Source organism: Saccharopolyspora spinosa NRRL 18395 (assembly GCF_000194155.1).
Classification (GTDB): domain Bacteria; phylum Actinomycetota; class Actinomycetes; order Mycobacteriales; family Pseudonocardiaceae; genus Saccharopolyspora; species Saccharopolyspora spinosa.
In genome coordinates this window covers 296,283-320,568 of the sequence record NZ_GL877883.1, presented here as the reverse complement: position 1 = coordinate 320,568, position 24,286 = coordinate 296,283, and the positions used below count along the sequence as shown (strand labels likewise).

21 protein-coding genes are annotated in these 24,286 nt (G+C 67.7%); 13 read left to right on the top strand and 8 right to left on the bottom strand.

Features of this window, described 5'->3' with window-relative positions; translation table 11 throughout:
• Positions 1 to 192: 192 nt before the first annotated feature.
• Complete coding sequence (locus SSPN_RS0139580) at positions 193 to 1,428, bottom strand: NAD(P)/FAD-dependent oxidoreductase (RefSeq protein WP_010315896.1); 1,236 nt, start codon at positions 1,426 to 1,428, stop codon at positions 193 to 195.
• Between the two features lie 296 nt (positions 1,429 to 1,724).
• Here SSPN_RS0139580 and SSPN_RS57370 point away from each other — a divergent pair, with 296 nt between their 5' ends.
• Positions 1,725 to 1,898 carry a hypothetical protein gene (locus tag SSPN_RS57370; RefSeq protein ID WP_158309721.1) on the top strand — a complete coding sequence of 58 codons (174 nt, stop codon included), beginning with the start codon at positions 1,725 to 1,727 and terminating at the stop codon, positions 1,896 to 1,898.
• Between the two features lie 349 nt (positions 1,899 to 2,247).
• Here SSPN_RS57370 and SSPN_RS53275 read toward each other — a convergent pair whose 3' ends face one another.
• On the bottom strand, positions 2,248 to 2,760 hold the full coding sequence (locus SSPN_RS53275) for a GNAT family N-acetyltransferase (protein WP_010315892.1): 513 nt from the start codon (positions 2,758 to 2,760) through the stop codon (positions 2,248 to 2,250).
• A gap of 1,230 nt (positions 2,761 to 3,990) precedes the next feature.
• Here SSPN_RS53275 and SSPN_RS53265 point away from each other — a divergent pair.
• A complete protein-coding gene (locus tag SSPN_RS53265) occupies positions 3,991 to 4,845 on the top strand; it encodes a helix-turn-helix domain-containing protein (RefSeq protein ID WP_010315888.1) in 855 nt (284 codons plus the stop codon).
• Positions 4,842 to 5,015, top strand: coding sequence for a DUF397 domain-containing protein (locus SSPN_RS53260; RefSeq protein WP_010315886.1), 174 nt, complete (start codon positions 4,842 to 4,844; stop codon positions 5,013 to 5,015). The genes SSPN_RS53265 and SSPN_RS53260 overlap by 4 nt, the downstream gene beginning before the upstream one ends.
• A gap of 332 nt (positions 5,016 to 5,347) precedes the next feature.
• Here SSPN_RS53260 and SSPN_RS0139565 read toward each other — a convergent pair whose 3' ends face one another.
• Positions 5,348 to 6,838 carry a S8 family peptidase gene (locus tag SSPN_RS0139565; protein ID WP_044577200.1) on the bottom strand — a complete coding sequence of 497 codons (1,491 nt, stop codon included), beginning with the start codon at positions 6,836 to 6,838 and terminating at the stop codon, positions 5,348 to 5,350.
• A 173-nt stretch (positions 6,839 to 7,011) separates the two neighbouring features.
• Here SSPN_RS0139565 and SSPN_RS0139560 point away from each other — a divergent pair, with 173 nt between their 5' ends.
• From SSPN_RS0139560 to yhjD, 4 genes are all read left to right on the top strand, one after another.
• A complete protein-coding gene (locus tag SSPN_RS0139560; RefSeq protein ID WP_010315883.1) occupies positions 7,012 to 9,597 on the top strand; it encodes a bifunctional FO biosynthesis protein CofGH in 2,586 nt (861 codons plus the stop codon).
• A 254-nt stretch (positions 9,598 to 9,851) separates the two neighbouring features.
• The gene (locus SSPN_RS0139555) at positions 9,852 to 10,094 is read left to right on the top strand and encodes a hypothetical protein (RefSeq protein WP_237710962.1); all 243 of its coding nucleotides are present in this window, start codon (positions 9,852 to 9,854) and stop codon (positions 10,092 to 10,094) included.
• Positions 10,095 to 10,154: 60 nt separating this feature from the next.
• A complete protein-coding gene (gene trpS, locus SSPN_RS0139550) occupies positions 10,155 to 11,198 on the top strand; it encodes a tryptophan--tRNA ligase (RefSeq protein WP_010315878.1) in 1,044 nt (347 codons plus the stop codon).
• Between the two features lie 62 nt (positions 11,199 to 11,260).
• Positions 11,261 to 12,283: an inner membrane protein YhjD gene (gene yhjD, locus SSPN_RS0139545; RefSeq protein ID WP_010315876.1), complete on the top strand. Its 1,023-nt coding sequence runs from the start codon at positions 11,261 to 11,263 to the stop codon at positions 12,281 to 12,283.
• A gap of 361 nt (positions 12,284 to 12,644) precedes the next feature.
• On the opposite strand, the gene SSPN_RS0139535 is transcribed toward yhjD, so the two are convergent.
• Positions 12,645 to 13,751 carry a D-alanyl-D-alanine carboxypeptidase family protein gene (locus tag SSPN_RS0139535; RefSeq protein WP_010315873.1) on the bottom strand — a complete coding sequence of 369 codons (1,107 nt, stop codon included), beginning with the start codon at positions 13,749 to 13,751 and terminating at the stop codon, positions 12,645 to 12,647.
• 240 nt (positions 13,752 to 13,991) lie between these two features.
• On the opposite strand from SSPN_RS0139535, the gene SSPN_RS0139530 reads away from it, so the two are divergent.
• Positions 13,992 to 14,219, top strand: a complete 228-nt coding sequence (locus SSPN_RS0139530) for an SCO4848 family membrane protein (RefSeq protein ID WP_029536182.1) — start codon at positions 13,992 to 13,994, stop codon at positions 14,217 to 14,219.
• 65 nt (positions 14,220 to 14,284) lie between these two features.
• Here the strand turns inward: SSPN_RS0139530 and SSPN_RS0139525 are convergent, their stop codons facing one another.
• The 4 genes from SSPN_RS0139525 to sdhC all read right to left on the bottom strand — a co-directional run bounded on the left by SSPN_RS0139525 (position 14,285) and on the right by sdhC (position 17,807).
• Positions 14,285 to 15,085: a succinate dehydrogenase iron-sulfur subunit gene (locus SSPN_RS0139525; protein ID WP_010315869.1), complete on the bottom strand. Its 801-nt coding sequence runs from the start codon at positions 15,083 to 15,085 to the stop codon at positions 14,285 to 14,287.
• Entirely contained in the window at positions 15,085 to 16,875 is a 1,791-nt protein-coding gene (gene sdhA / locus SSPN_RS0139520; RefSeq protein WP_010315867.1) for a succinate dehydrogenase flavoprotein subunit, read from the bottom strand. Before sdhA ends, SSPN_RS0139525 begins: the two co-directional genes overlap by 1 nt.
• A 73-nt stretch (positions 16,876 to 16,948) precedes the next feature.
• Positions 16,949 to 17,368 (bottom strand): succinate dehydrogenase hydrophobic membrane anchor subunit, encoded by a 420-nt coding sequence (locus tag SSPN_RS0139515; RefSeq protein WP_010315865.1) that lies wholly within the window; start codon positions 17,366 to 17,368, stop codon positions 16,949 to 16,951.
• A 4-nt stretch (positions 17,369 to 17,372) separates the two neighbouring features.
• Positions 17,373 to 17,807, bottom strand: a complete 435-nt coding sequence (gene sdhC, locus SSPN_RS0139510; protein ID WP_010315863.1) for a succinate dehydrogenase, cytochrome b556 subunit — start codon at positions 17,805 to 17,807, stop codon at positions 17,373 to 17,375.
• Positions 17,808 to 18,250: 443 nt separating this feature from the next.
• Here sdhC and SSPN_RS0139505 point away from each other — a divergent pair, with 443 nt between their 5' ends.
• The 5 genes from SSPN_RS0139505 to SSPN_RS0139485 all read left to right on the top strand — a co-directional run bounded on the left by SSPN_RS0139505 (position 18,251) and on the right by SSPN_RS0139485 (position 23,867).
• Entirely contained in the window at positions 18,251 to 19,420 is a 1,170-nt protein-coding gene (locus SSPN_RS0139505; protein ID WP_158309720.1) for a BMP family lipoprotein, read from the top strand.
• A gap of 169 nt (positions 19,421 to 19,589) precedes the next feature.
• Positions 19,590 to 21,140: an ABC transporter ATP-binding protein gene (locus SSPN_RS0139500; RefSeq protein WP_010315860.1), complete on the top strand. Its 1,551-nt coding sequence runs from the start codon at positions 19,590 to 19,592 to the stop codon at positions 21,138 to 21,140.
• Entirely contained in the window at positions 21,137 to 22,231 is a 1,095-nt protein-coding gene (locus tag SSPN_RS0139495) for an ABC transporter permease (protein WP_010315858.1), read from the top strand. The genes SSPN_RS0139500 and SSPN_RS0139495 overlap by 4 nt, the downstream gene beginning before the upstream one ends.
• A complete protein-coding gene (locus SSPN_RS0139490) occupies positions 22,228 to 23,490 on the top strand; it encodes an ABC transporter permease (RefSeq protein ID WP_010315856.1) in 1,263 nt (420 codons plus the stop codon). The genes SSPN_RS0139495 and SSPN_RS0139490 overlap by 4 nt, the downstream gene beginning before the upstream one ends.
• Positions 23,490 to 23,867: a cytidine deaminase gene (locus SSPN_RS0139485; RefSeq protein WP_010315855.1), complete on the top strand. Its 378-nt coding sequence runs from the start codon at positions 23,490 to 23,492 to the stop codon at positions 23,865 to 23,867. The genes SSPN_RS0139490 and SSPN_RS0139485 overlap by 1 nt, the downstream gene beginning before the upstream one ends.
• Positions 23,868 to 24,286: the final 419 nt, after the last annotated feature.

Genomic DNA, 24,286 nt, shown 5'->3' with positions numbered 1-24,286 from the left:
TTGATCCAAGCCGACCGCATCTCCACCAGATCAGGCTCGCCGGGCGATGCCACAAGCCGCGAGACCCTGCGGCAGTCGAGCTCTGACACCCGCTCCGGCGCTCGACCGGGTGACGGGGCCTGTTCCGGTAATTCCCCACGGCGCCAGCAACCTCCAACCGCGGGGCCGCAACGCTCGTTCGGAGGTAGCGGGTCAGCGGGCGATCAGTTCGTTCAGGGGGGTTTCCGGGTCGGCGAGGAGGCTCGTGTCGACCGTTGTGGCCGAGGTGATCAGGGTTTTGATCTGGTCTTGCACGTCCCAGATGTTGACGTTCATGCCCGCCAGGACTCGCCCTTCGGCCAGCCAGAAGGCGATGAACTCGCGGGCTTGGACATCCCCGCGGAACACCACCTGGTCGTAGCCGTCCGGATCGACGTAGCCGAGGTATTCCATGCCCAGGTCGTACTGGTCAGTGAAGAAGTAAGGCAGCTCCGAGTACTTGCCGTCGCGCCCCAGCATCGACGCCGCCGCGGTGGCCGGCTGGTTGAGCGCGTTCGCCCAGTGCTCCACCCGGATCTGCTTGCCCAGCAACGGGTTGAACGCGTTGGCCACGTCGCCGGCCGCGACGATGTTCGGGTCGCCGGTGCGCAGCGAGGCGTCGACGAGGATGCCGTTCTCCACCCGCAGCCCGGCGTCCCGGGCCAGCGCGACGTCCGGTTCCACGCCGACCGCGACCAGCACCGCCTGAGCCGGAACCTCGGTGCCGTCATTCAACCGCACCCCGGTCGCCCGGCCGCTCTCGACCAGGATTTCGCTCACGGCGGTGCCGAAGCGGAAGTCCACGCCGTGGTCCCGGTGCAGTGCCGCGAAGACCTCGGCCACTTCGGGACCGAGCACCCGCAACAGCGGTAGCTCGGTCGTCTCGACGACGGTCACGGCCACGCCGGCTTCGCGCGCGGCGGCAGTGACTTCGAGCCCGATCCAGCCCGCGCCGACCACCACGAGCTGTTCGATGTCGTTCAGGGTCTGCTTGATCAGGTCGGAATCCTCGACCCGGCGCAGGTACAGGACGCCGTCGGCGTCAATCCCGGGCACCGGCAGCGAACGGGGATGCGCACCGGTCGCGATCAGCAGCTTGTCGAAGTCGATCCGGCTGTTGTCGGAGAGCTCCACCTGGCGCAGTGCCCGGTCGATCCGCCGCACCGACACCTCGAGCTGCAGGTCCACCCGGTTGTCGGCGTACCAGGATTCGTCGTGCACGTAAGCGCTGGCGAAGTCGGCGTTGCCCATCAGGTACGCCTTGGACAGCGGCGGACGCTCGTACGGGCGGTGCGGTTCGTCGCCGAGCAGTGCGATGCGCCCGTCGAATCCCAGATCGCGCAGCGCCTGCGCCCCCTTGGCACCGGCCATGCCAGCACCGACGATCACGAAGGTCTCCGAATCAGCCACGACAGCGCCTCACTCCCACCCGACAACCCTCCGGATGGTCAGCGTCCTGCCGTCAACTCGCCCAAGCAACCCCAGATCGTGCGAATTGGACGGTGTGCAGGGAACCTCCGACCGGCAAAGTCGGTCGAAGATGCCCTTTATATCGGGGGCCTGGCGGGACGTGGGCAGATGCTCGGGAATGTGCTCTGACCAGCATGAACAGTGCTGAGGAGTACCGACGTGTTTGGACAGTTTCCGACCCCGGGACGGCCTGGGGACGGCCTGGGGACGGCCTGGTGTGGCCTGGTGGTGAACCGGTGGCCACCTTGCAGGATGCTGATTTCCTGCCCGGTGATCATGCCGTGGTCGCTGCGAGTGGTGCGATCGTGGCCGAGGCAGTGTCCCAGATTTGGATGTTCCGGATGGTCACCGGGCGCTGGGACGTGTTCGGCAATCCTGCGTGGAGCTGGCACGACTGGAAGCGGCTCTAGAGCTCCTGGAAACCGCAGTGAGCGAAGCGCGCCGCACTGTTGAGCCGGTTGCTATGGGCGCTCGGTAACGGGCGCGCACTGGCGGAGACGACGCGAACTAGCTCGGCGGACGGGGTAGATCGTGGTTGGTCTGCCCCGCCCACTTCGTTGGCGGGTGGTCTCAACCTGCAAGGGAGGGGCTGGCTCCTCTTCCCGTCGACCTGACGCTGCCTGATAGCCCTTGTGGAGGTCGACGGGAAGAGGACCATCCCGAACGGACCGCAGCGCGACGGCTCCACCGCTTCCCGGAGACCTGCCGGGGGTCTGGGGCGGCGAGCGCCCCAGGTACGTCTCTCTGGACGAGTGGCCTTCACTCGCCAACGGACCGTCCAACAAAGACGACGTCTTGAACCACACCATCGAGGTCAGCCACGCGTGGGAGTCGGCCCCACACTTCGAACCCGTGGGAGAGGAAGAGTCGGATGCTGGGCTCGTTGCTGGCGAAGATCGTTGTAGCCAGGTTTCGGATTCCCAGCTTCGGGGCGTGGGTGATTGCCTCGCGTAGTAGGTACGCACCCTGCCCTTGGCCACGATGATCAGGGTGTAGGTACACGGCCAAGTCGGCTGTTACGTCGTATCCCCGGCGTCCGTTTAGAAACGGTTCAACGGACAGGTATCCGGTCACTGTGTGCGGGGTGTCCGCTTCGTAGCCAACCCATACGGGCCGCCGTTCGGGGTCCGAGGTTTCAAGCCATTCCTTCCGGGCGGCGACAGTGACCGGTTCGAGATCGCAGGTTGCCGCCCTGCTTGGGATCGCCGAGTTGTAAATTTCGACGATCGAGGGCAGGTCTTCCGGTGTGGCTAGGCGGTGGCTGTACGCCAAGATCTAACTCCTGTCGTTCTGGTGAGGCTACGCATCTTGGTGCCGATACACTTTTAAGCGGTTAGCCTGCCACAGCATCTGGAGTGTGATCATCCGATCAATTGGCATCCATACGTACTCTGCCCCTGGGCGTCCGCCTGAGCGGCGCCCCTTGATCTTTTGTAGAGAAAAATTCGGCAGCACATCGCCTTTGCCGCCTCGCGGTACCTGATGGTGCCTCAGCATTGCGTGCGTTTGTAGGCACTGGCGTGGGTAGTGGCCTTGCAGTAATGGCGTCTCTGGGTTCTATGCGGTGATTTCGTGGTGTGTTCGCGGTTTGGGGAAGCGGCCGGACGGTGCGTCGGGGGGCTTCCACTCCGCCCGGCCGCACGACTCGATGCCGCCGCGAGTGGGGGAATCGCGGCATCGAGCCGGGTCTTTAGATCTCGCGAAGGCGCTGGATGATTCGGTCTCTGAGCTGCTGGTCGATCGGGGGGCAGGTGGTCGGCTCGTTGAACCATTTGGCGCGGTTATCGGTTGCCGGGGCGTAGTCGGGCTCGTGTATGACAGGTGTGCCGTCTGGCCAGTGCATGGGTGAGGTCATGTGGGCTAGCCCTTTATTTCTTTGAGCAGTGTGTTGCAGTCTTGGCATGTATCCAGTCCATTTCGGATGGTTGAGCTAGGGAGAAGGTGTTGCCGCAGAACGCTTTGCCGGCCGTGCCTGAGTCCAGGCGGGTACCGGCGAAGGCGTGGCGTGTAAGGCCGTAGTCGCTGGACTCGTCGGGTACTGGCAGCCAGAAGTAGCGCTGTGAATTTCCTGTCTCAAACATAAGAGTTCCTGTCATCCCTCGCTGCTATCAGGACGCCCGGGGGGTGGGGCCGGTCTTCGGGGGAGGAACGAACCGGCCCCACCATGCCGCCGCGCGCCACGTCGAATACCAAAGGCGTGTCGCGTCGGGCGGAGGTAACTCGATGCCGTTGGTCGCGGCCCGCAAGAGGGCGTCAGTGGTGGCGCCAGGCGTGCGACTCCCGTTCAAGCTCGCGGACCGGAAGGTGTCCGTACCGGGGTCATACGCCTGGGTGTGCGCTGGTACTGCGATGATCACGTGATCACTATCCGACACGGCACGCTCTAGTTGTAAACGTTATCTAGTGCGTAGGATGTCCGACATGTGCCTGTAAACGGAACAGTAACACCCATCGTCATATCGGGTGATCTACATGAGTACGAGCAACGTTAGGATGTGTGCCATGTCTGTTAACGCAGGTAGGCCTTGCGCAAGGGCTCTTTGCGCCGCCCTGCGTGCTGCGCGCGAGGCAAGCAACCTGGGGGTTCGCGAGCTGGCGAGAGCGGTTGACCTGTCACCGGTGCAGATATCGCAATATGAACGCGGTGAGCGTATTCCCGGCGAAGCGCGCACCGGAGTAATCCTTGGTGCACTAAAGGTTTCATCGAGCGAGCAAAATCGGATTCTCACATTGGTGCGCGCCGCGAAAGAGCCGAACTGGCTCACTGTTGGCGTTAATGGCGTTCCGCAACAGTTGGATATGCTGACGGAACACGAGCGGGCGGCATCCGGGATCACTCACTGGGAACCGTTGGTTATCCCCGGACTGCTGCAAACCCCCGATTACACGCGCTCAATTAAGGAAGCGGGCGGTTTGCGACATGAGGAAATCGGCGTCCGTTTGGTGGTCAACGCTGGCAGGCGCGATGTAGTCACAACGGTGTCCAAGCCTGCCAACTATGAGGCTATCATCGGTGAAGCGGCGCTGCTGTCTCCAATCGCATGTAACGCAGTCATGGCAGACCAGCTTCGGCACATCATCGACGACGCAAAGCGGTCTAACGTTGCTGTTCGGGTCATGCCCGAAAAAACATCATGGCATCCCGGCTTGTCAGGTCCGTTTGTTTTCTTCACGTATCCCGATGCGCCCCCGCTTGTATATCTCGAACACCACAGTTCAGGTGCATGGGTTAGCCAGGACTACGACATCGAAGAATACGGCAAGGCTATCGAATGGATGCGTAGGACCACGCTCGATCCAGAAAAGTCACTTGAGCGTATCGAAAAATTGGCGGAAGTATGGGAGGTTTCACCTTGATCGAGTATCATTGGCGGAAATCTAGCTACTCGCATCAAAATGGCGCATGTGTTGAATTAACGAGCACGTTAGACCGCGTCCGAGATTCCAAAGACCCAAATGGTCCGATGTTGAACGTTGATGTGGCGACTTTCGTTCGCGCGGTAAAGGACGGGCGTTTCGATCGCTGAAACGACACGGTGATGCCCCGGTAGCCGGTACCGGGGCATCACCGTGTCGGCTTCGTCTTCGGGGTCACCATCCGGGAGCTAGCCGATTACCTGGGCCACAAAGATCCGGGCTTCACCCTCCGCGTCTGCACCCATATGCTGCCCTCGTCGTGCAACCGCGCACGTGCCGCGATCGACCACTTCACGGACTTACTCACGGCCAACGATCAGCTCGCAGCCTGACACGGCCACCACACGGCCGGACAAGATCCGCAAACTATAAAATCACTGGTCAGAGCACATACGCTCCCAGAAGGTGCCCTTCGGTCGTCACCCGCTAGTGGGTTTCGAGGTCACTTAACGGCGTCGAGGGCGTCGATGAGGCCCGCGCCGTAGAAGCCGGCGCCGCTCTTGCCGCCGGAGCAGACCGCGTCCGGCTTGCCGTCGCCGTCCAGGTCGTAGTTCTTCGGGCACGCCAGGGCGTCAGCCTGGTTGGTCAGCGCGCCGACCACCTGCTGTGCGTTCCAGTCCTGGTGCCTGCTGCGCAGCAGCGCGACCACGCCCGCGGCGTGCGGCCCGGCCATCGAGGTGCCCTGCATCCAGCCCCAGCCGCCGCCGGGCACCGTGGACAGCACCCGACCGTTCTGCGACGGCGTCTGCGGGATCTGGTTCTTGTCACCACCGGGCGCGGTCACCGTGATCGAACCCAGGCCGTAGTTGGAGTAGTACGACTTCACCGTGTCCGAGCCCACCGCCGACACCGCGACCACACCCGGCAGCTCACCCGGCAGGACGTGGCACTCGTGCCCGGTCTTGCGGTCCTGGGTCGGTCCGCCGTTGTTCGGGCTGTTGGTGTCGCGGATCGGCTTGGACAGGTCCCAGTTGCTGTTGCCCGCCGACACCACGTTCACGACGTCCTTGCCCTGCGCGTACGCGACTGCGCGGCGCACCGCCTCGGCACCGGCCCGCTGGTCCGGGTCGCTGTCGCACCACAGGTACCAGGGGTCGACGAAGTAGGAGTTGTTGGTGACGTCGAAGCCGTGCTCGGCCGCCCAGATGAACCCGCAGACCGCGTACTCGGGGTAGATGAAGCCGCCGTCGTCGATGACCCGCACCGAGGCCAGCGTGACGTTCGGCGCGACACCGGAGATGCCGACGCCGTTGCGCGCGGCGGCGATGGTGCCCGCGGTGTGGGTGCCGTGGGCCTGCGTCGGGTCCTGCGGCTGCCAGGCCTCCTGCCGGGTGTCCGGCACGCCCTCGTTCACGCAGCTCACTGACTTGGAGACGGCCAGGTTCGGCTTCAGATCCGGGTGCGTCGGGTCGATGCCGTAGTCCAGCACGCCGACCGTGATGTCCTTGCTGCCCCGGGAGATCGCGCTCGCCTGGTCGGCCTTGATCTGCCGCATGTCCCACTGCTCGGGCTCCAGCGGCTCCGCATTCGCGTTGGCCGAGAACGCGGCGGGCCAGGCCTTGCCCTCCAGCGCCTCCAGTCGCAGCGACTGTGCGGGCGGCAGCTGCTCGGCGAGGTTGCGGCTGGCCCCGGCCTGCTCGACGGCGGGCTGGGTGCGCACCGCGGCGGCGAATCCGGGATCCGTCGAGGTCGCGACGATCACGCCGATCTGCGGCCAGCTCTGCACGACGGTTCCGCCGACCGCGCGCACCGATTCCTCGGTCTGCTGCAGGCCGTCGCCGGTCGGGCCGAGCACGACGAAGTGCACCGGTGCGGCGGTGGCCGCGGGCGCTGGATCGGCCGCGCTGACGATGCCTGCGGGTACCAGCAGCGCCAACGCGAGCGCCGAGCCAGCTATGCGCGCGACTCGACCATTCCTTCTAGAGCGTGACACGTGTCCCTCCTATGGAGACAAAGTGCGATTCACCCAGTGGTATTCGTCGGATTTTGCGCCTGATTCGGTGATCGTGGGTAGGACAGAACGGAGTAATTCAATAGCCGATAGTGAGGCGTCCGGCACGTCTATGGGGGTTGGGTGGCAGGCGCTCGGCGACTTAGAGTCGGCAGGTGTCGGTTGCAGATCTGGAAGTTTCCCCGCCGGAACCCACCCCGAGCGAATCGGCGATGCGCCGCGCGCTCCGCCGCGCCACCGATGGTGTTTCGCTAGACGCCGCCGAAGCCGGGGTCCTGCTGCACGCCCGCGGCGAAGACCTGGAAAGACTGCTGGTCGCGGCCGGTCGCGCGCGGGACGCGCACCTGGTCGCCGAGGGCCACGAAAGTGTGGTCACCTACAGCCGGAACGTGTTCATCCCCTTGACCCGGCTGTGCCGGGATCGCTGCCACTACTGCACTTTCGCCACCGTGCCGCACCGGGTGGAATCCGCCTACCTGGAACGCGACGAGGTGCTGGAGATCGCCCGGCGGGGTGCGGACGCAGGCTGCAAGGAAGCCCTGTTCACCCTCGGCGACCGGCCCGAAGAGCGCTGGCCCGCAGCCCGGGAGTGGCTGGAGGCGCGGGGCTATTCCTCCACAGTGGACTACGTGCGGTCCTGCGCCATCGCGGTGCTGGAGGAAACCGGCCTGCTGCCGCACCTGAACCCCGGCGTGCTCAGCTGGTCGGAGCTGACCAGGCTCAAGCCGGTCGCGGCGAGCATGGGCATGATGCTGGAGACCACCGCCGAGCGGCTTTGGCGGGAGAAGGGCGGGCCGCACTTCGGCAGCCCGGACAAGGAACCCGCCGTCCGGCTGCGGGTGCTGGCCGACGCCGGACGCGTCGCGGTGCCGTTCACCAGCGGAATCCTCATCGGAATCGGCGAAACCCGCGCCGAGCGCGCCGAGTCGCTGCTCGCGCTGCGCAGCGCCGCCCGCCAGTACGGGCACATCCAGGAAATCATCGTGCAGAACTTCCGGGCGAAACCGGACACCGCGATGCGCGGCATGCCCGACGCCGACCTGCACGACCTGGCTGCCACGATCGCGGTCGCGCGGCTGCTGATGCCCTCCGGGGTGAGTGTGCAGGCGCCGCCGAACCTCATCGGCGACGAGCAGCTGCTGATGCTGCGCGCCGGGATCGACGACTGGGGCGGGGTTTCCCCGGTGACCCCGGACCACGTCAACCCGGAACGGCCGTGGCCGCACATCGACGAGCTCGCCGCGAAGACCCGCGAAGGCGGCTTCGAGCTGCGGGAACGCCTGACCGCCTACCCGCGCTACGTGCGCGCCGGGCTGGCCGGGGACAGCGCCCAGTGGCTGGACCTGCGGGTGGCCGGCCACGTCGCGGCACTGTCCGGTTCGGACGGTTTCGCCGACGCCGACGCCGTACCGGTCGGGCGCGAGTGGCAGGAGCCGGACGGCGGGTTCGAGTCCATCGGCCGCACCGATCTGCACCGCAGCATCGACACGACGGGCCGCACGGGGGATCGCCGTGGGGACTTCGACACGGTCTACGGCGACTGGGACGAGCTGCGCCGCCAGCTGCCCGTCGACGCGGCCCCGCAGCGGCTCGATGCCGATGTGCGGGAGGGGCTGCGGCTGGCCGAGACCGACCCGGCCGCGCTGCTCGGCGAGAGCCGCACCGCCGCCGTCATGGCCTTGATGAACTGCGACGGAGCCGCGATGGACGCGCTCGCCGGGATCGCCGACGGCCTGCGCCGGGACGTGGTGGGTGACGACATCACCTACGTGGTCAACCGCAACATCAACTTCTCCAACATCTGCTACGTGGGGTGCCGCTTCTGCGCCTTCGCGCAGCGGGAGCGCGACGCCGACGCCTACCGGCTTTCGCCGGAGGAGGTCGCCGATCGCGCCGACGAGGCGTGGCGGGCCGGGGCCACCGAGATCTGCATGCAGGGCGGCATCGACCCGCGGCTGCCGGTGTCCGGCTACGCCGACCTCGTGCGCGCGATCAAGCAGCGGGTGCCCGAGATGCACGTCCACGCGTTCAGCCCGATGGAGATCGTCAGCGCCGCGGCCAAGGCCGGGGCGAGCATCGCCGACTGGCTGGCCGAGCTCAAGGGGGCCGGCCTGGGCAGCATTCCCGGCACCGCGGCGGAGATCCTCGACGACGAGGTGCGCTGGGTGCTGACCAAGGGCAAGCTCCCCGCCGCCGAGTGGATCGAGGTCGTCAGCACCGCGCACCGGCTCGGCATCCCGTCCTCGTCGACCATGATGTACGGCCACGTCGACACCCCGGAGCACTGGCTCGGCCACTTCCGCACCCTGGCCGGTGTGCAGGACGCCGCGGCCGAGCACGGCGCCGCCGGGTTCACCGAGTTCGTCCCGCTGCCGTTCGTGCACCGCAACGCGCCGATCTACCTCGCCGGGCTCGCGCGCCCGGGCCCGACCCAACGGGACAACCGCGCGGTGCACGCGATGGCGCGCATCTTGTTGCACGGCCGGATCGACAACGTCCAGTGCTCGTGGGTGAAGCTCGGCGACGAGGGCACCTCGGAGGTGCTCAACGGCGGCGCCAACGACGTCGGCGGGACGTTGATGGAGGAGACCATCAGCCGGATGGCCGGCTCTGAGCACGGCTCGGAGCGGACCGTCGAGGAGCTGCACGAGCTGGCCGCTCGGGCGGGTCGTTCCGCCCGGCAGCGCAGTACCACTTACGAGCGAATTGGCCGGGTGCATCTGGGGATCAGCCCGACCTAACCCGACTTGATGTGATGTGGATCACTTGGTTGGCCACGGTCGGGATCGGTTTTCGGGCGATTCTGGCCGCTGGCCTGCTCATTTATTGGCCTGGAGGCCCGGCGAAAGTCGTTCAGGATTGGAAAATATGATCACTGCGTCGTGGTCGGCTTACGCAAAGCGACCACGCCGGTAACCGGTGGTGTACGTTCCGCCACCGACCTCGGACGATTAGATGACCCTGAACGGGTCAACTTTCGTAGGGAGAAACGCCCGTGCGTAGCCGAATATCCCGCGTGGTCACGCGGGTGTCCGTGCTTGGCCCCGCGTTCGCCGCGGTGCTCCTGGCGACTGCCGGCGTTGCCGCTGCCGCCGACTCGACCGTCCTCGCGGGCAGCCCCCTGGAATCGCTGAGCGCTCCGGTCGGACTCACGGCGGTCGCTCTCGGAGTGGCCGGCATGGTCGCGGGCATGTTCCGGAAGAAGAAGATCCAGCCGGAGAACCAGCGCAAGACCTGACCCAGCGACAACCTGAGAGGTCGATCCCACAGCTCCGGCAGGACTTGCGAGAATCACCACGTGAGCAGCGACAGCCCCGCACCCCAGACCAGCGACCAGCCCGCGGCGCGGCCGCGCGTGCTGTCCGGCATCCAGCCCACCGCCGACTCGTTCCACCTCGGCAACTACCTGGGCGCCCTGCGGGAATGGGTCACCATGCAGGACTCCCACGACGCCTTCTACTGCGTCGTCGACCTGCACGCCATCACCGTCGCGCAGGACCCGGAGCTGCTGCGCCAGCGTACCCGGCTCTCCGCCGCCCAACTGCTCGCCATCGGCATCGACCCCGACCGCTCGACGCTGTTCGTGCAGAGCCACGTCCCGGAACATGCCCAGCTCAGCTGGGTCCTGGAATGCCTGACCGGGTTCGGCGAGGCCGGCCGGATGACCCAGTTCAAGGACAAGTCCGCCCGCCAGGAACTCGACCACGTCAGCGTCGGGCTGTTCACCTACCCGGTGCTGCAGGCCGCAGACATCCTGCTCTACCAGGCCGACGCGGTCCCGGTCGGCGAGGACCAGCGCCAGCACCTGGAGCTCACCCGCAACCTGGCGCAGCGGTTCAACTCCCGCTACGGCCACACCTTCACGGTGCCCGCAGCGCACATCCCCAAGGAAACCGCCAAGATCTACGACTTGCAGGACCCGGCGTCGAAGATGAGCAAGTCGGTGCCCGCCGGGGTCGTCGAGCTGCTGGAGGCGCCGAAGCGCTCGGCCAAGAAGATCCGCTCAGCGGTCACCGACCTGGAGCGGGAGATCCGCTATGACGTGGCGAACAAGCCGGGTATCAGCAACCTGCTGGTGATCTACTCGGCGCTGACCGGCCGCAGCATCGCGGACTTGGAGGCCGCCTACGAGGGCAAGGGCTACGGCGACCTGAAGAAGGAGCTCGGCGAGGTCGTGGTCGAGTTCGTCACGCCGTTCCAGGAGAAGGTCCGCAGCTACCTCGACGACCCGGCCGAACTGGACAAGGTCCTGCACCAGGGCGCGGAGCGGGCGCGGGCGGTCTCGGCCGAAACATTGCGGACCGTCTTCGATCGGGTGGGATTCCTTCCGCCGATGGGCTGAACTGATCAACTGCGGGTAGCCTGCCACCGTTCGGGGGATGCCGTTGCGGCGGGAGGTGCACCGTGGCCGGTCAGGAGCAGGACGCGAAGCCGGGCCGATTGGCGCTGCTGCGCCGCCGCCACCCGTGGCTGGACCGGCTCATCCGGGCCTTCGAGCGCTACCAGGGCCAGTACGGCGACTACTACGCCGCCGCGATCACCTACTTCAGCGTGCTCGCGTTGGTGCCGCTGCTGATGATCGCCTTCGCCGTGGCCGGTTTCGTGCTGAGCGGGAACCCGGATCTGCTGGGGCGGCTACAGATGTCGATCACGTCCGCGGTGCCCAGCCCGGCGATGAGCGACATGCTCAACCGCGTCGTCCAGCAGGCGATCAGCCAGGCCGGGACGGTCGGTGTGATCGGCCTGCTCGCCGCGCTGTACTCGGGGCTCGGTTGGATGACGAACCTGCGGGAGGCGCTGACCGCGCAGTGGACGCAGGAGCCCGCGACGCAGTCGATGGTCCGGCGAATGGCCGCCGACCTGGGGTCGCTGATCGGGCTCGGCGCGGCGGTGGCCGTCTCGCTCGGCATCAGTGCGCTCGGCGGCGGGTTCGGGAGGAGGCTGTTCGAGCTGGTCGGGATCGAGGACAGTCCGGCCGCGGCGCTCGTGCTGCGGGTGCTGTTGATACTGCTGTCGCTGCTGGCGAGCTGGCTGGTGTTCCTGTGGGTGCTGGCGCGGCTGCCACGCAAGGCGGTCACGTTCCACAGCGCGGTGTGGGGCGCGCTGTTCGCCGCGATCGGGTTCGAGGTCCTCAAGCAGGTCGGGGTGGTCTACCTGAACAGCGTCACCAGCTCGCCGGCGGGCCTGGCGTTCGGCCCGATTCTCGGTCTGCTGGTGTTCGCAAACCTGACCTCGCGGTTCATCCTGTTCGTCACGGCCTGGACGGCGTCGGCCCGGGAGAACTTGGAGGACGCGCCTCCGCAGCCGCCGGGCCCGGCGATCATCCGGCCGGTGGTCCAGGTGCGGGACCGGGTGGGCGTGCGGGCCACAACGGGCCTGGTGGGACTCGGCGCCATCGCGGGCTGGGCCTGGCGCCGCAAGCGCTGACCGCAATTTCGATGAGCGTTTTCCAATCTCTTGCGTTGCGGTGCGGGTAGCGGAACGGCAGCGGTCTTATCGGCTGTCGGACATCCGATTTCCAGGAAATTGGGGCTGGTCATCCGGCGATTCCGCAGAGTATTGCCGCGAGTCGGCCGGGCGGGAGAACATCGGCCAGTGCCCGGTCGGCAGGTGGTGCACCGCACAGAAGCCGGGACCAGCACGATCGGCCTGGCCGCCGAACGGGCTGTGGATGTGCGCGGCGTCGCCGACGCGTACCTCGACACCGTGCTCCCGGAGTCCGCAGGCCAGTGCCAGCCCGCCCGGTCCGGCGCCCGCCACCAGTGCGGCGCGCCGGTAGTGGGTTCTGTCAGGGGTGGTCGCCGTTCTGCCTGCGGCGCGCGGCGGCGGCCAGACGAGCGCGGCGATGCCGGAGCGCCAGGACACCCGCAACCGCGACGGCGGCGATCGCGATCAGCGTCAACGGCCAGCCGACCGTGCCGAACATCGACGAGCTCTGCGCCTGGCCGGTCTCCGGCGAATCCGCCGCCGCGTTCTTCACCGGAGACGGGCGGGGTGACGTGGTCACCAGCTCGCCGACCGGGGCACTGGCGTCGAGCCCGAACCCGTAGTCCAGCAGGTGCATGGTCTGCTGGGACTGCCGGATCGGTTGGTTCTCGCCGCGCATCAGCACCGCCACCAGCCGGTGTCCGCCGCGCTCGGCGGCGCCGATGAACGTGTGCCGCGCATCGTCGGTGAACCCGGTCTTGCCGCCGATGCTGCCGGGGTAGTTGAGCAGCACCTGATTGTCGGACCAGACCTCCAGTGGCGGGCCGCCCGGCTTGCCCGGCAGCAGCGTGTTGTGGACGCCGACGATCGGGGCGAACGCCGGCTCGTGCATCGCCGCCCGGAAGATGGCCGCCAGGTCGTAGGCCGAGGTGCTCATGCCCGGACCGTCCAGCCCGGACGGCGTCGCGACCCGGGTGTCCAGCGCGCCGAGCTCGCGGGCCAGCGCGTTGACCTTGCCGAGCGTGGCGTCGACCCCGCCCATCTTCATGGCGAGTGCGTGCGCGGCGTCGTTGCCGGACCGCATGATCAACCCGTACAGCACCTGCTGCACGGTGTAGGTGACGCCGGGGCTGAGCCCGACCCGGCTGCCCTCCTGATTCGCGTCCTCCTGGGTGACGACGATCGTGTCGTCCAGCCGCAGCTCGCGGATCGCGGTGAGCGCGGTGAGCACCTTGATCGTCGATGCCGGGCGGTGCCTGGCGTGCGGGTCTCTCGCCGCCAGCACGGCCCCGCTGTCCAGGTCTGCCAGTACCCAGCTCTCGGCGGTGACCTCGGGGGGCGGCTCCGGCAGGCCCGGCGCGAGGATCACGCCGCACTCCGCCATCCGGTCCCCGCCGACCGGTGTCTCCGGGACTGGCACCGGCTCGGGGACCGGCGAGCCCGGCGCGGGCACCTCGGAGGTGTCCACCGGAGGCGGCGGAACGGCGTGGGGGCACGCTGCCGGCGGTTGGGCCGCGGCCGTGCCGCCGGTTGCCAGCGCTAGCGAAGCGGCGAGAGTGCAAATGGCCGCGCTTAGCGCGGATTTCGTGCGGAGCTGACCGCGGGCACTCAGAGGCACACGCAGCAGGCTAGCCAATCGCCGTGAGCGACGAGACGCAGACCGCCCCCAGACAGGTGGGTGAAGTAGGTTACAGCGGATACTGGGGCCGTGACAATTTCCCGCCGCGTTGCGTTGTTCCTGCTGGCCTTCGGCGTCTGGTCGTACCTGCTGTGGCCGAACTTCGTGCGCAACATCTGGAACAGCGACCGCTCCTGGGCGGGCGGTTCGCCGACGTCCTACCTGATCGTCCACCTGGTGATCGCGGTGGTCTCGCTGGTCCTGGGCACGATCATCGGGGTTCTCGGCTGGCGGGCCTACCGGGCCGCCCGCCGCTGACCCGCCCCCGGGAGCGAAAACGGCGCCCACCTCCGGGGAGGCGGGCGCCGTCGGTGTTCACCGGGTCAGCGGCGGCGGAACATGAGGGCTCGCTTGACCTCTTGGATCGCCTTCGTGACCTGGATGCCTCGCGGGCAGGCATCCGTGCAGTTGAAGGTCGTGCGGCAGCGCCACACGCCGTCGACGTCGTTGAGGATGTCGAGCCGCTCCTCGGCGCCCTCGTCACGACTGTCGAAGATGAACCGGTGCGCGTTGACGATCGCCGCCGGGCCGAAGTAGTTGCCGTCCGACCAGTACACCGGGCACGACGTGGTGCACGCCGCGCACAGGATGCACTTGGTGGTGTCGTCGAACCGGGCCCGCTCGGCGACCGACTGGATGCGCTCCCGGGTCGGCTCGTTGCCGGTGGTCATCAGGTACGGCTTGACCGACCGGTAGGCCTCGAAGAACGGCTCCATGTCGACCAGCAGGTCCTTCTCGACCGGCAGGCCCTTGATCGGCTCGATGGTCAGCGTGGTCTCGCCGCCCTTGACCAGCAGGTCTTTCATCAGCACCTTGCAGGCCAGCCGGTTGACCCCGTTGATGCGCATCGCGTCGGAACCGCACACGCCGTGCGCGCAGGACCGGCGGAAGGTCAGCGTGCCGTCGATGTACCACTTGATGTAGTGCAGCAGGTTCAGCACGCGGTCCGACGGCAGCGCCGGGACCCGGTAGGACTCCCAGTGCAGGTCCTCGTCGACCTCCGGGTTGTACCGCAGGATCTTGACGGTGACCATCGTGGCGCCGTCCGGGATCGGCGGGGCGTCACCCGGAAGATCAGACGCAGCGAGGTCGTCCTTGTTGTTTTTCGTGGTAGCGGCGGTCATCAGTACTTACGCTCCATCGGCTGGTACCGGGTGACGACGACGGGCTTGTAGTCCAGGCGGATGTCGGCCTGGAAGCCGGTCAACCCGAGCGGCGCGTTCGGGTCCTCCTTGTCGGGCAACACCTTGTACTGCATGCTGTGCCGCATGAAGTTGACGTCGTCCCGGGCGGTGTAGTCCTCGCGGGCGTGGCCGCCGCGGGACTCCTTGCGGGCCAGCGCGGCGTTGACCAGCGCCTCGGCCAGGTCGAGCAGGAAGCCCAGCTCGATGGCCTCCAGCAGGTCGGAGTTGTACCGCTTGCCCTTGTCGTGCACGGAGATCCGGCCGTAGCGCTCCTTGAGCGCCTGCACGTCCGACAGCGCAGTCTTGAGGGTCTCCTCGGTGCGGTAGACCGAGGCGTTGGCGTCCATCGTCTGCTGCAGTTCGGTGCGGATCGTGGCGACCCGCTCGCCGCCGTGCGCGGTGCGCAGGTGGTCGACCATGCCCTGCACGAGCTTGGTCGGGTTCTCCGGCAGCTCCACGTGTTCGTGGTTGAGCGCGTACTCGGCGGCGGCGATGCCCGACCGGCGGCCGAACACGTTGATGTCCAGCAGCGAGTTGGTGCCCAGCCGGTTCGAACCGTGCACCGAGACGCAGGCGCACTCGCCGGCCGCGTAGAGGCCGGGGATCGTGTTGTCGTTGTCCCGCAGCACCTCGCCGACGATGTTGGTCGGGATGCCGCCCATCGCGTAGTGCGCGGTCGGGTAGACCGGCACCGGCTCCTTGGTGGGTTCCACGCCCAGGTAGGTGCGGGAGAACTCCATGATGTCCGGGAGCTTCGCTTCGAGCAGGTCCTCGCCGAGGTGCGTCACGTCCAGCAGCACGTAGTCCTTGTTCGGACCCGCGCCGCGACCTTCCAGCACCTCCAGGGCCATCGACCGGGCGACGATGTCGCGCGGCGCCAGGTCCTTGATCGTCGGGGCGTAGCGCTCCATGAACCGCTCGCCGTCTGCGTTGCGCAGGATGCCGCCCTCGCCGCGAACGCCCTCGGTGATCAGGATGCCCAGCCCGGCCAGGCCGGTCGGGTGGAACTGGTAGAACTCCATGTCCTCCAGCGGCAGGCCCTTGCGGTAGATGATGCCCATGCCATCACCGGTGAGGGTGTGCGCGTTCGAGGTGGTCTTGAAGACCTTGCCGAAGCCGCCGGTGGCGAAGATGACCGACTTGGCCTTGAAGACGTGGATCTCGCCGGTGGCCAGCTCGTAAGCGATCGCACCGGAGCAGACCTGCTGGCCGTCCGGGCCGTCGCTGAGCATGATGTCCAGGACGTAGAACTCGTTGTAGAACTCCACGCCATGCTTGACGCAGTTCTGGTAGAGCGTCTGCAGGATCATGTGGCCGGTGCGGTCCGCGGCGTAGCACGCGCGGCGGACCGGGGCCTTGCCGTGGTCGCGGGTGTGGCCGCCGAACCGGCGCTGGTCGATCTTGCCTTCCGGGGTCCGGTTGAACGGCAGCCCCATCTTCTCCAGGTCCAGGACCGTGTCGATGGCCTCCTTCGCCATGATCTCGGCGGCGTCCTGGTCGACCAGGTAGTCACCGCCCTTGATGGTGTCGAAGGTGTGCCACTCCCAGTTGTCCTCTTCGACGTTGGCCAACGCCGCGCACATGCCGCCCTGGGCGGCGCCGGTGTGCGAACGGGTGGGGTAGAGCTTGGTCAGCACGGCGGTGCGGGCACGCTGCCCGGATTCGATCGCGGCGCGCATCCCGGCGCCGCCGGCGCCGACGATGACCACGTCGTACTTGTGGAATTGCATGGTCGCCTCCTCGGGCTGTGGCGGGACCCGCGGGTGGGGCGTCGATCTCGCCACGCTGTGGTCGTCTGCGGCGCTAGCCGATGTTCGGGTCGAAGGTGAAGATCACGAAGGTGCCCAGACCCACGGTCAGCAAGACCGAGACGTACAGCAGCATCTTCAGCCAGAAGCGTGTGCCGTCTTTTCGGGAGTAGTCGTTGATGACGGTGCGGAGTCCGTTACCGCCGTGCAGACCCGCCAGCCACAGCATGGTGAGGTCCCAGAACTGCCAGAACGGGGAGGCCCAGCGGCCCGCGACGAACGCGAAGTTGATCTTGTGGACGCCGCCGTCCAGGAACAGCATGATCAGCAGGTGTCCGAGCACCAGGAACAGCAGCACCACACCGGACAGCCGCATGAACAACCAGCTGTAGAGCTCGAAGTTGTTGCGGCGCGCGGCGGGGCGCGACGAGGTGCGAGGCTTCTCCACGGAAAGCGGTGCGTCGGTGACGCTCATTTGCTCAACCCCCGAAAACTTCCGTGACTGCGCGGCTGATCAGACTGATCGCGGCCGGAATGACCAACACCAGCCAGAGCCCCACGACCGTCCACAGCATCGGCTTCTGGTACTTCGTGCCCTTGGCCCAGAAGTCGACGAGCATGACCCGGATGCCGTTGAAGGCGTGGAACAGCACAGCTGCCAGCAGCCCCAGCTCGAACAGGATCATCACCGGGTGCTTGTAGGTTTCGATGACCGTGTCGTAGGCGTTCGGCGAAACCCGGACCAAGGCGGTGTCCAGGACGTGTACGAACAAGAAGAAGAAGGTGAGTACGCCCGTGATTCGGTGGGCGACCCACGACCACATGCCCAGATCGCCGCGGTAGAGGCGCCCCTTGGCGCGCGGTGCGGTGGCGCGCTGCGGTGCCTCGGCCGCGGAGGCGGTGGTGCTGGCCATGTTGGAAGGCCTCCAACCTCGCTGGTGGACTGACGGCCCCGTTCGGGAACAAGGGGCGACCGGCCCCGAGTTGCAGTTGGTCCCAATTGGTATTGGGTGCACGCCCGTCACCGGCCACGAACTGGGGCCTTGACGCAAGGGATGCTAGACCCGACTAAACGCCCGGGCCTACTCGCCTGCGCTCTCTGTGATCGACCAGACAAGAGTCCCGCCTCGGTTGATCGATGTAGAAATCATTTCGTGACGCGTGAGCAATGCCCAAGCGGCAACGTCAAGACTTAATTTCGAGAGCCACGTCACCGAATGGCGTGCGCCGCGCCCGGGAAGAACAATTCACCAGGAGGCAACACCTTCGTGTGGAGTTCGTCCGAGCCGCGGGCCTCCGGCAACCCGGAACCGCGGGCGAATGGGTCGCGGCGGGACCAACAGGAAAGGGGAACGGCATGCGGCGAACGCCGATTTGGGGAAGGCGCTCGGGTGCCGGAGAACCGCGCCGCAACGGCGCGGCAGTGGTGGCAGTGTTGCTCACCGGCGCGTTGGCGCTGGCGGGATGTGCGAAGGACAGCGGGAGTGGGGGAAATAACAACGCCCAGGGCAAGGGGTGCCAGCTGAGCGCGCCTCCAGCCGGGGCCGCACCGACCACTTCGGCCGCCGAGCAGCAGCCCGCGCCGCAGGCGCCCGCGATGCGGGTTGGGCTGGCCTTCGACATCGGTGGGCGCGGCGATGCCTCGTTCAACGACGCCTCGGTCGCCGGGCTGGACCGGGCGAAGTCGCAGATGGGCTTCACCGACGTCAAGGCGCTCGACGCCGGGGCCGGTGAGCCGGAGGACGCCAAGCAGACCCGGCTGCGGCAGCTGGCGCGCGAGGGCTACAACCCGGTGATCGCGGTCGGCTACGCCTACGCGGACGCGCTCAAGCTCGTCGCCCCGGAGTTCCCGGGCACCAAGTTCGCGATCATCGACGAGGACGTGCAGGGGATCCCGAACGTCACGTCGCTGGTGTTCGCCGAGGAGCAGGGCTCGTTCCTGGTCGGCGTGATCGCGGCGCACAAGTCGCAGAACTGCCACATCGGCTTCGTCGGCGGGGTCAACACCCCGCTGATCCAGAAGTTCGAGGCCGGGTACGTGGCGGGCGCCAAGGCCGCCGCGCCGGACATCAAGATCGAGCGCAAGTACCTGACGCCGGCCGGTGACTTCAGCGGCTTCCAGGACCCCAACAAGGGCTCCGAGGTCGCGACCGGCCAGCTGGAGGCGGGCGCCGACGTGCTCTACCACGCGGCGGGCGCCTCCGGTAAGGGCGTGTTCTCGTCGGTGAAGTCCGCGAACGCGCTGGCGATCGGGGTCGACTCCGACCAGTACAACCAGCCGACGGTCGCGGAGTACAAGGACGTGATCATCAGCTCCATGCTCAAGCGGGTGGACCTCGCGGTGTACGACTACATCGCGGCGGTCGCGCGCAACGACCTGGGCTCGATGCCGAAGAAGTTCGACCTGTCCATCGATGGCGTGGGCTACTCCACGTCCGGCGGCAAGGTCGCCGACCTGGTGCCCGCGGTGGACGCCTACAAGACGGCCATCGCACTCGGCGAGATCAAGGTTTCCGACAAGCCGTGACCCGCCAGGTGAGGGGCATCTCCGGCCGAGCCGGTCGGCTGGAGGTGCCCCTCCCGCTCAACTCGACCGATTGGCGGGTTCGCGCCAAGATCGTCACGGTTGTACCGAAACCGTCCATCGTTGAGCGTCCATCTGGTTCGCTGCCCGTGCCGACGTCCCACGGAGCCCCATGAACACCTCCACTGAGCCGGATCCCGGCGCCGGACCCGGTGAAACCGGGTCCCCGGCCGTCGAGCTGACCGGCATCACCAAGATCTTCCCCGGCGTGGTCGCCAACTCCGACGTGAACCTCTCGGTGCGAACCGGCGAGGTGCACGCGTTGTGCGGCGAGAACGGGGCCGGCAAGTCCACCCTGATGAAGATCCTCTACGGGATGCAGGCCCCGGACTCCGGCACGATTCGCTTGCACGGCGAGGAAGTCCGCTTCCGCACGCCAGCCGAGGCGATCCGCGCCGGTATCGGCATGGTGCACCAGCACTTCATGCTCGCCGACAACCTCACCGTGCTCGAGAACATCGTCCTCGGCGCCGAAGATGAGCACGGCATCGGCACGAAGGCCCGCCGTCGGGTGCTCGAGCTCGCTGCGCAGGCCGGGTTCGAGATGCGCCCGGACGTGCTGGTCGAGCGGCTGGGCGTGGCCGACCGGCAGCGGGTGGAGATCCTCAAAGTCCTGTACCGGGGTGCCCGCATCATCATCCTCGACGAGCCGACCGCGGTGCTGGTCCCGCAGGAGGTGGACGAGCTGTTCGCCACCCTGCGCACCATGCGTGAACAGGGTTTCACGTTCCTGTTCATCTCGCACAAGCTCGACGAGGTGCGGGCCATCGCCGACACAATCACGGTCCTGCGGCGCGGCACCACGGTCGGCACCATCCCGGCCGCGGAGATCACCAGCCGCCGGCTCGCCGAGATGATGGTGGGCAGCGAGCTGCCGGTGCCCGAGCACGGCGAGTCCACTGTGCTCGATCGCGACGTGCTCGTCGTCACCGGACTGTCCGCATCGGAGCAGGACCGGACGCTGCTCGCCGACATCGACCTGACGGTGCGGGCTGGCGAGGTCGTCGGCATCGCCGGTGTCGAGGGCAACGGCCAGACCGAGCTCGTCGAGGCGATCATGGGCATGCGTCCGGTCACCACCGGCCGGGTCTCGCTCGGCGACCGCGACCTGACCGGGCTGTCGACGCTGGCGCGCCGGGAAGCGGGCATCGGCTACGTGCCGGAGGACCGGCACCGACAGGGCCTGCTGCTAGACGAATCGTTGTGGATCAACAGGATCCTCGGCCACCAGACCCGCCGGCCGACGGCCCGCGGGATCTGGCTCGACCGGGCGGGCGCGAAGGCCGACACCCAGCGGATCATCGAGGAGTTCGACGTCCGCACCCCCGGCATCGACGTGGACGCGGCCGCGCTGTCCGGCGGCAACCAGCAGAAGCTCGTGGTCGGCCGGGAGCTCTCCGGCGACCCGGCGCTGCTCATCGCCGCGCATCCGACACGCGGCGTGGACGTCGGCGCGCAGGCGGGCATCTGGGGCCAGCTGCGCGCCGCCCGGTCGGCGGGCCTCGCGGTCCTGCTGATCTCGGCTGACCTCGACGAGCTGATCGGCCTTTCCGACACCATCCGGGTGATGTTCCGGGGGCAGTTGGTCGCGACGGCAGACCCGCGCTCGGTGACCCCGGAGGAACTCGGCGCGGCGATGACCGGTGCAGGGGAGGCGGCATGAACACCTGGCGGGCGCGGCTGCTGCCGCCGACGCTGGCGATCGTCTTCTCGGCGGTGCTGTGCAGCGTGGTGCTGCTGGTCTCCGGCGCGGACCCGCTGTCGACGCTGGCGGAGATGATCGCGCAAGTCGGCCGCGGCACGACCGCCGTGGACATCGTCAACACGGCGGGGGCGTACTACCTGGTGGCGATCGCGGCCGCGATCGGATTCCAGATGAACCTGCTGAACATCGGCATCGAGGGCCAGTGCCGGCTGGCCGCCTGCGTCGCGGCGATCGTCGGCGGCGCGGCGAGCCTGCCGGTCGGGCTGCATGCGGCGCTGGTCGTGGTGGTCGGCGCGGTCACCGGCGCGCTGTGGTGCGGGATCGCGGCGGTGCTCAAGGTCTACCGCGGCGTGTCCGAGGTGATCTCCACGATCATGCTCAACACCCTGTCCATCGGCGTGATCGCCTTCCTGGTGCGGACGTTCGGCGAGATGCGCGGTAACACCCAGGGCACGGAGATCATCCCAGCCAGCGGCCTGGTGCCCGGGATTCCGCTGGGCGGCGCGGGCACGGTGTTCGGCCTGGTGCTGCTGGCGGTGCTGGTCGGAATCGGGTACGCGGTGCTCATCGACCGCACCCGCTACGGCTTCGAACTGCGCGCCTCCGGCCTGTCGCCGACCGCAGCCGTGGTCGGCGGGGTGAACTCCAAGCGCATGATCATGTCCGCGATGCTGCTCTCCGGTGCCATCGCGGGTCTGGCCGGGCTGCCGGAGATCCTCGGCCGGGACCACACCTTCATGATCAACTTTCCGACTGGCTACGGCTTCGCGGGGCTGGCCATCGCCTTGCTGGGCCGCAACCACCCGATCGGCGTCGCCTTCGGTGCGCTGCTGTGGTCCTTCCTGGACAAGAGTTCGCTAACGCTGGACAACATCGGCGTGCCCAAGGAGATCGTGACGATCCTGCAGGGCGCGATCGTGCTGTCGGTCGTCGTCGCGTACGAGTTGGTGCGCCGCCGCGAACTCGCCGCCGAGCAGCGGCGGGTCGGGCGCGCGCTGGGCACCGCGGCCACCCCGGCCGCCGCCGGAACCGGAGGTGAGCGGGCATGACCGCGGTCGTGACCAAATCGGCACCGGCGGACCGGAATACCGGCCTCGGCCGCCGGATGCCCGGCTGGGCCCGCGTCCTGCTGTGGGTGGCGGTCGGTTTCCTGGCGGTGTCGATCACCTCGTACCAGACCGGCGTACCCCAGCTGACCTCGTCCGGCACCGTGCAGGCGGCGGTGCGGCTGGGCATCCCGATCCTGCTGGCCGCCCTAGGCGGGTTGTGGGCGGAGCGCTCCGGGGTCATCAACATCGGCCTGGAAGGCATGATGATCCTGGGCACCTGGGGCGGTGCCTGGGCCGGCTACCAGTGGGGGCCGCTGGCCGGGCTCGTCGCCGCGGCGGTGTTCGGCGCCCTCGGCGGCCTGGTGCACGCGGTGGCGACGGTGACCTTCGGGGTGAACCACATCGTGTCCGGCGTGGCGATCAACCTGCTCGGCGCGGGAACCGCGAAGTACCTGTCGACGCTGCTGTTCGAGCCGATCTCGCGGAACCCGCGGGAGTCGCCGCCGGTGCCGAAGTTCGACACCTACTCGATGCAGCCGGTGGCCGGCTGGCTGCAGCAGCTGGAGGACCTGCAGCGGGTCGGCGTCTCCGACGCGGCGGGCATCCTCGGCGGCCTAGTCTCCGGAGTCTCGCCGCTGACCATGCTCGCCTACCTGCTGGTTCCGGTGAGCTACCTGGTGCTGTGGCGCTCGCCGTTCGGGTTGCGGCTGCGGTCCTGCGGCGAGAACCCGGTCGCGGCGGAGTCGCTGGGCGTGAACGTCTACCGCTACAAGTACATCGCGGTGATCATCTCCGGTGCGCTGGCCGGGCTTGGCGGCGCAGCGCTGATCCTCAACCCGGGGCAGGCGGGCTACCTCGAGGGCCAGACCAACAACCGGGGCTACATCGGCCTGGCGGCGATGATCTTCGGCAACTGGCGGCCGGGCGGGCTGCTCGGCGGCGCGGCGCTGTTCGGCTACTCCGACGGCCTGCAGCTGCGCAGCGGCGAGACCAGCGTGCACGCGCTGTTCTACGGTGCGACGCTGCTGCTGGTGGTGGTCACGGCCGTGCAGGTGTGGCGGCGCAGCTGGTTCGCAGCCGGTATCTCACTGGTCGCCGCCGCGGTGATGTACGCGGTGTACTGGTACACCGACTCGCTGCCCGAGGAACTCACCGCCTACACCCCGCACCTGGTGACGCTGGTGGTACTGGGCGTGGCGTCGCAGCGGTTGCGGCCGCCCGCGGCCAACGGCCTGCAGTACCGGAGGGGAACGGGCTAGTGGCGGAAGTGGACTGGGAGGCGCTGCGCGCCGCGGCGGTGGAGGCCGCGGCGCTGGCTTACTGCCCGTACTCGGGTCTGCCGGTCGGCGCGGCGGCGCTGTGCGACGACGGCCGCGTGGTGACCGGCTGCAACGTCGAGAACGGCTCCTACGGCGTCACGCTGTGCGCGGAGTGCGTGATGGCCGGTCAGCTGCGGCTGACCGGCGGCGGTCGGTTCGTCGCGGTGGCCTGCCGCAGCGGAACGGGTGACCTGCTGATGCCCTGCGGCCGCTGCCGCCAACTCCTCCAGGAGTTGGGTGGCCTGGACTGCCTGGTCGACACCCCCAAAGGAATCCGCCCGATGGCAGAAGTCCTTCCAGACGCCTTCGAGCTTTAGGCGGGCGCGTTGCGCAAGCCTTGTATCATGTGCATGAGAGCTCGGCATCGTGGGTGTCGGGCGAATCGCAAGGTCAGGTGCTTCCCGGGGCAGACCGGGACCCTGACCTTACGCATGTCCGGAGGCAGTTAGCACTCGATCGCCAAGTCGATCTGGTAGAGACGGGCGTCCAGGAGCTCACGGCAGCTGTCCGATCCTCTGAACCGGACTGCACCAGCGTGCAGCTTGTATGTGTCGCGGCCACCACGTAGTTCGTGCATCGCAGATCTCGCCGGATCGTGGCTGCCAGTCTCGAAAACCACCGCAGCGAGGATGTAGTACCCGCCAACTTCGGCTTCCCGAAATGACTCGTCGGCGAAGGCTTGGTTGCCTGCCTCGGTACCCGGCGAGCCTAGCGTCTCGGGAATGTGCTCCGACTG

Bases quoted from the DNA above. Each gene is read 5' to 3' on its own strand.
- SSPN_RS53265 (WP_010315888.1), top strand. From the start codon at position 3,991: ATGTCTGTTAACGCAGGTAGGCCTTGCGCAAGGGCTCTTTGCGCCGCC.
- SSPN_RS0139525 (WP_010315869.1), bottom strand. From the start codon at position 15,085: ATGACCGCCGCTACCACGAAAAACAACAAGGACGACCTCGCTGCGTCT.
- sdhA (WP_010315867.1), bottom strand. From the start codon at position 16,875: ATGCAATTCCACAAGTACGACGTGGTCATCGTCGGCGCCGGCGGCGCC.
- SSPN_RS0139515 (WP_010315865.1), bottom strand. From the start codon at position 17,368: ATGAGCGTCACCGACGCACCGCTTTCCGTGGAGAAGCCTCGCACCTCG.
- sdhC (WP_010315863.1), bottom strand. From the start codon at position 17,807: ATGGCCAGCACCACCGCCTCCGCGGCCGAGGCACCGCAGCGCGCCACC.
- SSPN_RS0139505 (WP_158309720.1), top strand. From the start codon at position 18,251: ATGCGGCGAACGCCGATTTGGGGAAGGCGCTCGGGTGCCGGAGAACCG.
- SSPN_RS0139500 (WP_010315860.1), top strand. From the start codon at position 19,590: ATGAACACCTCCACTGAGCCGGATCCCGGCGCCGGACCCGGTGAAACC.
- SSPN_RS0139495 (WP_010315858.1), top strand. From the start codon at position 21,137: ATGAACACCTGGCGGGCGCGGCTGCTGCCGCCGACGCTGGCGATCGTC.
- SSPN_RS0139490 (WP_010315856.1), top strand. From the start codon at position 22,228: ATGACCGCGGTCGTGACCAAATCGGCACCGGCGGACCGGAATACCGGC.